The following is a 10,153-nucleotide window of genomic DNA, read 5'->3' as shown; positions in this document are numbered from 1 at the left end:
GGGCAGGGGGGCGGGCTACAATCGAGGGTTCCACTACCAGGGGCCGCTCCATGCGCTCGAACCTGCTTGCATTCTCCATCGTCGCCAGCCTTGGGCTGGTCCAGGTCGCCCATGCCGCTGAAGGCATGTGGGTGCCGCAGCAGCTGCCGGAAATCGCCGGCCCGCTGCAGAAGGCCGGCCTGAAGCTGTCCCCGGAGCAACTGTCCAACCTCACCGGCGATCCGATGGGCGCCGTGGTCGCGCTTGGCGGCTGCACCGCCAGCTTCGTTTCGCCGCAGGGCCTGGTGGTCACCAACCACCACTGTGCCTACGGTGCGATCCAGCTGAACTCGACCGCGCAGAAGAACCTGATCAAGGACGGCTTCAACGCCCCGAAGCACAGCGATGAGCTGAGTGCCGGTCCGAACGCCCGTGTCTACGTGCTCGACCAGATCACCGACGTCACCGCCCAGGCCAAGGCCGCCATCGCCGCTGCCGGCAACGATCCGCTGGCCCGCAGCCGCGCGCTGGACGCCTTCGACAAGGCCCAGGTCGCCGCCTGTGAAGCCGAGGAAGGCTTCCGCTGCCGCCTGTACACCTTCTCCGGCGGCAACACCTACCGCCTGTTCCGCAACATGGAAATCAAGGACGTGCGCCTGGTCTACGCGCCCCCGGGCAGCGTCGGCAAGTACGGCGGCGACGTCGACAACTGGATGTGGCCGCGCCACACCGGCGACTTCTCGTTCTACCGCGCCTACGTCGGCAAGGACGGCAAGCCGGCGGCGTTCTCGGCCGACAACGTGCCGTACCAGCCCAAGCACTTCCTGAAGTTCACCGATCAGCCGCTGGGCGCCGGCGACTTCGTGATGGTGGCCGGTTATCCGGGCCGCACCAACCGTTACGCGCTGGCCGGTGAGTTCAACGAAACCGCCAGCTGGACCTACCCGACCATCGCCAAGCACTACAATGCGGTGCTGAAGATGATCGACGAGGCCGGCAAGGCCGACGCCGACGTCAAGGTGAAGTACGCCGCCACCGCGGCCAGCATGAACAACGTGGCCAAGAACTATGCCGGCCAGCTGGAAGGCTTCAAGCGCATTGACGCCGCTGGCCAGAAGCAGGCTGAAGAAGCCGCCGTGCTGGCCTGGCTGAAGAAGCAGGGCGCCGCCGGCAAGCCGGCCCTGGCTGCACACGCGCAGCTGATCAAGCACCTGGACGCCAGCAAGGCGACCCGCGAGCGTGACCTGTTCGTCGGCCAGTTCAACAACACCTCGGCAATCAGCGCCGCCATCGGCCTGTACCGCCTGTCGATCGAGCGCACCAAGCCGGATGCCGAGCGTGAAGTCGGCTACCAGCAGCGCGACCTGCCGACCCTGGAAGGTGGCCTGAAGCAGATGGATCGCCGCTATGTGGCGAAGATGGACCAGCAGCTGCAGACCTACTGGCTGGACCAGTACGTCGCCCTGCCGGCCGCGCAGCGCAACAACGACGTGCTGAACACCTGGCTGGGCGGCAGCGATGCCAACGCAGTGAAGGCGCTGGTGGGCAAGCTGTCGGGCACTGAGCTGGGCAGCCTGGACGCGCGCCTGAAGTGGTTCAAGGCCGACCGCGCCGCGTTCGAAGCCAGCACCGATCCGGCCATCCAGTACGCGGTGGCGATCATGCCGTCGCTGCTGAAGCAGGAAGAGCAGAAGAAGATCCGCGAAGGCGAGTCGCTGACCGCACGCCCGCTGTACCTGCAGGCACTGGCCGACTACAAGAAGAGCCAGGGCGAATTCGTCTACCCGGATGCCAACCTGTCGCTGCGCATCACCTTCGGCAACGTGATGGGCTATGCGCCCAAGGATGGAGTGGCCTACACCCCGTTCACCACGCTGGAAGGCATTGTCGCCAAGGACACCGGCGTGGATCCGTTCGATGCGCCCAAGGCACTGCTCGACGCGGTCAAGGCCAAGCGCTACGGCGGCCTGGAAGACAAGCGCGTCGGCTCGGTGCCGGTGAACTTCCTGTCCAACCTGGACATCACCGGTGGCAACTCCGGCTCGCCGGTGCTGGATGCGAACGGCAAGCTGGTCGGCCTGGCCTTCGACGGCAACTGGGAATCGGTCAGCTCCAACTGGGTGTTCGATCCGGTGATGACCCGCATGATCGCGGTCGACAGCCGCTACATGCAGTGGATCATGCAGGAAGTGGCACCGGCACCGGAGCTGCTGAAGGAACTGAACCTGGCGAAGTAACCAGGTTGCGGCAGTGCCGGCCGCTGGCCGGCAAATCCCGAAACCCCGCGACCCACGTCGCGGGGTTTTTTCATGCCCGGCCCGGTGCGCCGAACGGGTATCATCCGTATTCCGCGTACTTCACAGGATGTGAACGAAACGCGGGAACCTCCTCCCCCCAGGACCCCTTGCACGCATGCGCATCCTGCTTGCCCGCCACGGCGAAACGCCGTGGAACGCCGAAGGCCGCTACCAGGGCCAGATCGACATCCCGCTTTCGCCGATCGGTGAAGCCCAGGCCCAGGCACTCGGTGCCCGCCTGGCCTCGGTGGACATCACCCGTGCCGTCGCCTCGCCGCTTTCGCGCGCGCAGCGCACCGCGCAGCTGGCGCTTGGCGCTGCCCGCGCCGACATGCTGCTGACCGAGCCGGAGCTGCAGGAAATCGCCCACGGCGAATGGGAAGGGCTGCTGGCCAGCGAGATCCACGAAAAGGATCCGTCGCGCCTGCAGGCCTGGCGCGAGGAGCCGGATACCGTGCTGATGCCGGGCGGTGAATCGCTGCGGCTGGTGCTGGAACGCAGCTGGCGTGGCCTGGCCCGCGCCACCGAAGGCCTCGGCGAGCACGACACCCTGCTGGTGGTCGCCCATGACGCAGTCAACCGCGTGATCCTGTGCAAGGTGCTGGGCCTGCCGATCTCCCGCCTGTGGACCTTCCGCCAGGCCCCGACCACACTCAACCTGCTTGAAGGCGCCGACTTGGACAGCCTGGAAGTGGTGCGCCTGAACGACTGCGCCCATCACACGCCGTTCTTCGGCGAAGCCAAGCACCGCGCCCTCTGATCCACCCTTTCGCATCAACTGCTTCTGCTGGAACTGCTGCCGTGACGAACACCCCGACCACCCTGGCCGACTGGCTGGACTACATTGAACGCCAGCACCCGGCGAGCATCGACATGGGCCTGGAGCGCGTGCGCGCCGTGGCCACGGCGATGGGGCTGGGCGCGCCGGCCAAGCGCACCATCGTGGTCGGTGGCACCAATGGCAAGGGTTCCACCGTGGCCTTCATCGAAGCCATCGCGCGTGCCGCCGGCTGGAAGGTCGGCGCGTACACCTCGCCGCACCTGCTGCGCTACAACGAGCGCGTGCGCATCGACGGCCAGGACGTGGACGATGCGGCGCTGGTCGCCGCGTTCAACGCCATTGAAGCGGCGCGCGGCGACATCACGCTGACCTATTTCGAGTACGGCACGCTGGCTGCACTGTGGCTGTTCGCCGCTGCCGGGCTGGATCTGGCGGTGCTGGAAGTGGGCCTGGGTGGCCGTCTCGATGCGGTCAACATCGTCGATGCCGACGTCGCGGTGATCACCACCGTGGACATCGACCATGCCGAGTGGCTGGGCGAGGATCGCGAAGCGATCGGCGCCGAGAAGGCCGGCATCATCCGCGGCTGGAAGCCGGTGATCCTGGGCGAGACCGATCCGCCGTCGAGCGTGCTCGCACGTGCCTATCTGGTAGGTGCCAATGCGATCCGCGGCGGCAGCGACTACTTCTACGAACCGATCGATGCCCAGCGCTGGCGCTGGCGTGATGTCGGCATGCGCATGGAACTGCCGACCCCGGCCCTGGCCGGCCCGATCCAGCTGGCCAACGCTGGCGCCGCCATCGCCGCGCTGCGTGCGCTGGACAAGCCGGTGCCGCGTGCGGCCTGGGCCGCCGGTATCGCTGCGGCACGCATCGCGGGCCGGATGCAGGCCTTCGAGCGGAATGGCGTGCAGATCCGGGTCGATGTCGGCCACAACCCGCAGGCCGCGGGCCAGCTGGCGCGCGCATTGAAGGCCGAAGTGGTGCCCGGGCGCACCCTGGCGGTGTACGCCGCGCTGCAGGACAAGGACGCGGTGGGCGTGGTGCAGGCCCTGCAGGACGTGGTGGGCGAGTGGACCCTGGCCGGGCTGGATGGCCCGCGTGGGCAGGATGCTGCCCAGCTGCAGGCACGCCTGGCCGGTACCGTGGCCGCCACGGCAGCACTGGCCGGCAGCGTCGAGCAGGCGCTGGCACAGGTGATGGCGCAGGCCGGACGTGGCGACCGCGTGCTGGTGTTCGGCTCCTTCCATACCGCTGCGGCCGCCCTGCACTGGTTGAACAGCGACGCCTGATCTGCGTTCAGCCAACGCCGACGCCGTCCGGTCCGGCACCCGTATAATCAATGGCAACCCCCGGACAGTTGCCTGCCTCACGTGGATACGCCTCTGAAACAGCGTCTGATTGGTGCCATCGTGCTGGTGGCGCTGGCCGTGATTTTCCTGCCGATGCTGGTCAAGGGACCGGCACCTGACAGTGGTGTCGCCAATGTTCCCATCGCCGCGCCCAATGCGCCGGCCGATGGCCAGTTCGAAACCCGCGAGCTGCCGCTGGTCGCTCCGGCAGGCGGCGCCACCGGGCTGCAGACCGGCCAGGCCAGGCCGGTGCAGGAGGCTGCAACGCCTGCCTCACCGCCGACCGTGGACACCTCGCCGGCGGTTGCCGCCGGCAACTATGCGGTTACCTTCGGCGCCTACGGCAGCAAGGCCGACGCCGATGCGGTGATTGCCTACCTGAAGCGCTCGCAGCTGCCGGGCTTCGCAGAGGCGGCCACCATCAACGGCCGCCAGGCGTGGCGCGTGCGCGTCGGGCCGTATGCGGACCGCGCCCAGGCCGAGGCCGCGCGCCTGCAGGCGGTGAAGATCCGCGCCGACGTGAAGGCCGAAGTCATTGCCCTGGATGCGCCTGCGGCCAACAGTGCCGCGGTCGCCGCGACCCCGGCCCCGGCTGCACCGAGCGTCAGCACACCGGCCGCAGCCACTGCACCGTCGGCCAATGGCAACCCGGTGCGCAGCGAAAGCCTGCCGCCGAGCACGCCGACCGCCACCACGACTCCGGCAGCCAAGCCGGAACCGCCGAAGCCGGCGCTGAAGCCGGAGGTGGCGAAGCCGGAAGCCAAACCCGAGCCGAAGCCCGAGGCGACGGCCAGCAAGCCGGCAACAGCCCCGGCCACACCGGCGGCACCTGCTGCCAGCGGCGTCGGCTTTGCCGTGCAGCTGGGTGCGTTCGGCCAGGCCAACGATGCCAATGCGCTGCGCGACAAGGTCCGCGCCGCCGGCTTCAGTGCCTTCGTCGAGCAGGTGCGCACCGAAAAGGGAACCCTGCACCGCGTCCGCGTCGGACCGGTGGCCAACCGCGCCGATGCCGAGCAGCTGAAGGCGCAGGTCGCCGCCAAGGTGGGTGTGGCGGGCATGGTCCGACCGCACCCATGACCGCGCGCGTCACCCGCTGCAGCCACCGGCAGGAGCGGGCGGCGTGATCGATATCGTGCTGGGCGTGCTGATCGGCGCCTCCGTACTGTTCGGTTTCATCCGCGGCTTTGTCGGCACGGTGGTCGCGCTGGTGTCATGGTTGCTGGCCGGCTGGATGGCCTTCACCTTCGGCAATCAAGCCTCGCACTGGTGGGCGGCCCCCCAGGCACCGGGTACTGGCCACTATCTGGCCGGATACCTGGGCGTGTTCATTGTGACCGTCGTGGTGGTGGGGCTGATCGGCCTGCTGCTGAAGGCCGCCATCAAGCTGACCCTGCTCGGCGGCGTCGACCGCCTGCTCGGCGGTACCCTGGGCCTGGTCCGCGGGCTGTTCCTGGCCAGCGTCCTGTTGCTGCTGGCCGGTTTCACGGCGCTGCCGGGCGAACCGGCCTGGCAGCAGTCACAGCTGCGGCCCGTGCTGCAGCCCGCCGTGGCCTGGATGCAGGCCCAGCTGCCGCAACTGGACGAACTGTTGCCGCAGGCCCTGCCACTGGACGGCCTGTTGCCGGCGCAGCTGCCCTTGCCCCTGGCCGAGAATGCCCCATCTACACCGCAGGTGTTGGGCAAGCCGACGGCGACAGGCGATAATGGTGTCCTCAACACGGTAGTGGCGGGTGGCGGATGGCCGCAGCCCGTGGACGTGGAGCGGGAGCCCAGGCAGGCCCCCACACTGCCCAGCAACATCGAGCCGGCGCCTGCGCGTCCGGCGCGGCCCGCGCCTGCTGCGGGCGCCCCCCCAGGCCAGGTACGGCCACCTTCCCTGTAACTGGGCACAGCCCAGCGGAGACCTCGCACCATGTGTGGCATCGTCGGAATCGTCGGCAACCAGAACGTCGCCGGGCAGTTGTATGACGGCTTGACCGTCCTCCAGCACCGTGGCCAGGACGCGGCGGGTATCGCCACCGCCAGCGGCAGCCGCCTGCGCGTGCAGAAGGCCACCGGCCTGGTCCGCGATGTGTTCGATGCGCGCACCATGTCGACCCTGGAAGGCAGCGTCGGCATTGCGCACGTGCGCTACCCGACCGCAGGTTCGGAAGGCATGGACGAGGCACAGCCGTTCTACGTCAACTCGCCCTACGGCATCGCGCTGGCCCACAACGGCAACCTGATCAATACCGAAGCGCTGCGCCAGCAGGTGTTCGAGCAGGACCGCCGCAACGTCAACACCGATTCGGACAGCGAAGTGCTGCTGAACGTGTTTGCGTTCGAACTGGACGCACAGCGCCAGCTCAGCCCGGAAGCCGCGATCCGCGCGGTCGCCGGCGTGCACCGCCGCTGCAAGGGCGGCTACGCGGTGGTCAGCGTAGTGCTCGGCCTGGGCCTGGTCGCCTTCCGCGACCCGCATGGCATCCGCCCGCTGGTGCTGGGCAAGCGCAGCCACGCCGAGGGCGATGAGTACATCGTCGCCTCCGAGTCGGCGGCGCTGGACGTGCTGGGCTTCCAGCGCGTGCGTGACGTGCAGCCGGGCGAAGCGCTGGTGATCACCGCGCGCGGCGAGCTGTTCTCGGAGATCTGTGCCGAGCCGGCCGAGCACACCCCGTGCATCTTCGAGTACGTGTATTTCGCGCGTCCGGATTCGATGATCGACAACGTCTCGGTGCACAAGGCGCGCATGCGCATGGGCATCAAGCTGGGCGAGAAGATCCTGCGCCTGCGCCCGGACCACGACATCGACACCATCATCCCGATCCCGGACACCTCGCGCGATGCCGCGCTGGAGATCTCCAACGTGCTCGGGGTGAAGTACCGAGAAGGCTTCATCAAGAACCGCTACATCGGCCGTACCTTCATCATGCCGGGGCAGGGCGAGCGGGTGAAGTCGGTGCGCCGCAAGCTCAACCCGATCCACCTGGAGTTCCGCAACCGCGTGGTGCTGCTGGTGGACGACTCGATCGTGCGCGGCACCACCAGCCAGCAGATCGTGCAGATGGCCCGCGATGCGGGTGCACGCAAGGTCTACCTGGCCAGCGCGGCACCGCCGGTGCGCTTCCCGAACATCTACGGCATCGACATGCCGGCCGCCGAAGAACTGGTGGCGCACAACCGCACGGTGGAAGAAATCGAAGCCCACCTGGGCTGCGACTGGCTGATCTACCAGGATCTGGAAGACATGGAAGCGGCGGTGAGCGAAGGCAACCCGGCGCTGCGCAACTTCGATTCGTCCTGCTTCAACGGTCATTACCCGACCGGTATCGAACCGGGCTATTTCGAGCGCATCCAGCAGCTGCGTTCGGACGACGCCAAGCACAAGCGCCGCGCCTGAGGTCCAGGCGTGATGGACGTGCCCGACGTTGGAGGCGACCTGCTGCGCGCCGCGCAGCGGTGCCTGGCCGAAGCCGATCCGCTGCGCAAGGTCGCGCTGACCCAGGCCTACGCCGCCGCGTTCCGTGCCGGCCGACTGAAGGTGGCCGCTGATGCACCGCCGCCGGAGCCGATCCGCATGCCGGGTCGGCCGGCGCAGTTGGCGCTGGTGCATCCGCGCGAAGTGCCGCGGCGCGGACTGGGTGGCGTGGAAGGGCGGGCCGCCTTCATCCATGCCATCGCCCATATCGAACTCAACGCGATCGACCTGGCCTGGGATGCGGTGTATCGCTTCCGTGGTCTGCCACCGGCGTTCCACGCCGACTGGGTCAGTTGTGCCGACGACGAATCGCGGCACTTCATGCTGCTGCGTGGGCGCCTGCAGGTGCACGGTCATGACTACGCTGACTTCCCCGCGCACAACGGCCTGTGGGAAATGTGCGAGAAGACCGCGCATGACGGCCTGGCACGGATGGCGCTGGTGCCGCGCGTGCTGGAAGCGCGCGGCCTGGACGTGACCCCGGGCATGATCGAAAAGCTGCGTAATGTCGGCGATGGCGAAACCGCCGATGTGCTGGAAGTGATCCTGCGCGAGGAAGTCGCGCATGTCGCAGCCGGATCGCGCTGGTATCGCTGGTACTGCGACCGCGCCGGTGTCGAGCCGCGCGCGCGTTTCAAGGAACTGCTGCTGGAGTACGCCGGCGGTTACCTGCATGGGCCGTTCAACATCGAAGCACGCCTGCTGGCCGGCTTCGATGCCGACGAACTCGCCAACCTGGTCGATCAGGCCGGCTGAGAAAAAGGGGACGGAGGGAATTAAGTCGCTTATGGCACAAGCGACTTAATTCCCTCCGTCCCCTTTTTCATGCGTTCGGCAGCACCACGCGCTTGCCATCCACGGTCGGCCGGTTGATGTAGAACAGGCCCGGCCCCGGTCGATACGGCAGCTCGCTGACGCCGGCGTCGGCGGCGTAGGTCAGTGCGGTATCGCCCAGGGCATCGAAATTCCAGTGTGCCGACTGCATCAGGTAGCGACGGCGCAGCAGCGCTTCCTGGGTCTGGGTCAGTGCCTGCCCGGCCACCAGGCGACGCGCGATCGGCTGCAGGGCGGAGGGAAGTTCCCAGCCCTGGACCGCGGCGGCCTGCGCACGCCAATGCACGCCGGCATCGATCGCATGCTGCTGCATCACCTGCAGGGCGATCAGCTGGTAGCGCCAGTCGATGCGCCTGCGCAGCACCACTGCGGCGGTGACGTACAGCACGGGTGACAACAGCACGCTGCGGCTGCCGGCCCGGCGCTGCTGCTGCCATTGGTGCCAGACATCCACCCAGATTTCCCTGTCGCCGACGCCCAGCTGCTGCCGCCAGCGTTCGGCATCGGCCTGCGTTTCAGCGTAGGCGGTGGTGGCCTGCAGCATCGCCAGCGGCGGTATCTGGTAGTCAGCAACAGCGGGGCGACGCAGCTGCTGCCGCAGTGGTCGGCTGAGCAGCTTGGGGCCTTCCTCGAGCTGGTTGTAACCGCCCCCGATGTTGGCATGCACCCCGGGCAGGGCGATCTCGGTGAACGGCGGTGCCACGCTGGTCAGCGGGTAGTGCTGGCGATGTTCGTCGCGCGCGGTGAGCTGCACGACGTGCGCGGCGATGCCACTGTGCAGAGCGAGGCGTGGCTGTTCATCGGCGCGGCCGCCACTGACCGCAACCACCGTGTCGAACAGGCCGATGAAGCGCACGACCGGCACCGCGGGGGCGAAGTCGGCGGCACAGGCCAGGCCCGCCCCCTGCAGCAGCTGGCGCCAGCGTGAACCGTCCCAGCCCTGCAGCTGGTTGGCGATATCACGCGCCGCGGCAGCGCCCCGCGAAAAGCCGAACAGATCCAGCTGCACGCGGCGCAGCGGCTGTCGCCAGCGCGCGGCCAGCCCGGCAAGCGCAGCCGGCAGCAGCACCTGCAGCGCGCGCTGCACCTTCGCACGCACGCCGCTGGCACCGATGCCGAAGGCCAGTCCGATCAGATCGTCGTCGGCATCATCGCGGGTGCCGACCCCTTCCACATAGATCGACAGCGAGGGCGTGGCCACGGCATCGCGGCGACTGTCCGGATACAGCTGCTGCAGCCGGGCGATGTTGGTCTCACCATTGTCGTAGCTGCTGGTCAGCCGGCTCTGGTAGGTCGAGTCATCATCCGCGCGCAGCTGCACCGGGCGTGGATGCGGCTGCTGCGGGCGACCGCGCGCCAGGTTATGGGCGTTGTTGCGGGTGCCATCGAAGAACAGGCCGATCCGCAGCAAGCCGACATCTTCGTCCGTGTCCTTTAATGGCGCCATGTGCAT

At 68.1% G+C, this 10,153-nt stretch carries 8 protein-coding genes; 7 read left to right on the top strand and 1 reads right to left on the bottom strand.

Annotated features, from left to right (window positions below; translation table 11 throughout):
* The first annotated feature begins 50 nt into the window (after positions 1 to 50).
* From O0J73_RS04960 to O0J73_RS04930, 7 genes are all read left to right on the top strand, one after another.
* Positions 51 to 2,216, top strand: a complete 2,166-nt coding sequence (locus O0J73_RS04960) for a S46 family peptidase (RefSeq protein WP_308308131.1) — start codon at positions 51 to 53, stop codon at positions 2,214 to 2,216.
* A gap of 175 nt (positions 2,217 to 2,391) precedes the next feature.
* A complete protein-coding gene (locus O0J73_RS04955; protein ID WP_008268389.1) occupies positions 2,392 to 3,036 on the top strand; it encodes a histidine phosphatase family protein in 645 nt (214 codons plus the stop codon).
* A gap of 41 nt (positions 3,037 to 3,077) precedes the next feature.
* Complete coding sequence (gene folC / locus O0J73_RS04950; protein ID WP_197563980.1) at positions 3,078 to 4,349, top strand: bifunctional tetrahydrofolate synthase/dihydrofolate synthase; 1,272 nt, start codon at positions 3,078 to 3,080, stop codon at positions 4,347 to 4,349.
* 81 nt (positions 4,350 to 4,430) lie between these two features.
* Positions 4,431 to 5,486, top strand: a complete 1,056-nt coding sequence (locus O0J73_RS04945) for an SPOR domain-containing protein (RefSeq protein WP_197563979.1) — start codon at positions 4,431 to 4,433, stop codon at positions 5,484 to 5,486.
* 43 nt (positions 5,487 to 5,529) lie between these two features.
* Positions 5,530 to 6,291, top strand: a complete 762-nt coding sequence (locus O0J73_RS04940) for a CvpA family protein (RefSeq protein WP_004154527.1) — start codon at positions 5,530 to 5,532, stop codon at positions 6,289 to 6,291.
* A 30-nt stretch (positions 6,292 to 6,321) separates the two neighbouring features.
* Positions 6,322 to 7,788, top strand: coding sequence for an amidophosphoribosyltransferase (purF, locus tag O0J73_RS04935; RefSeq protein ID WP_008265108.1), 1,467 nt, complete (start codon positions 6,322 to 6,324; stop codon positions 7,786 to 7,788).
* 12 nt (positions 7,789 to 7,800) lie between these two features.
* Positions 7,801 to 8,622, top strand: coding sequence for a ferritin-like domain-containing protein (locus O0J73_RS04930; RefSeq protein WP_308308130.1), 822 nt, complete (start codon positions 7,801 to 7,803; stop codon positions 8,620 to 8,622).
* Between the two features lie 67 nt (positions 8,623 to 8,689).
* Here the strand turns inward: O0J73_RS04930 and O0J73_RS04925 are convergent, their stop codons facing one another.
* Positions 8,690 to 10,147: a DUF2235 domain-containing protein gene (locus tag O0J73_RS04925; protein ID WP_308308129.1), complete on the bottom strand. Its 1,458-nt coding sequence runs from the start codon at positions 10,145 to 10,147 to the stop codon at positions 8,690 to 8,692.
* Positions 10,148 to 10,153 lie beyond the last annotated feature (6 nt).

The organism is Stenotrophomonas sp. Sm6012, assembly GCF_030985895.1.
Classification (GTDB): domain Bacteria; phylum Pseudomonadota; class Gammaproteobacteria; order Xanthomonadales; family Xanthomonadaceae; genus Stenotrophomonas; species Stenotrophomonas forensis.
The sequence above is the reverse complement of the archived record's forward strand: the minus strand, read 5'-3'. Positions and strand labels throughout refer to the sequence as shown.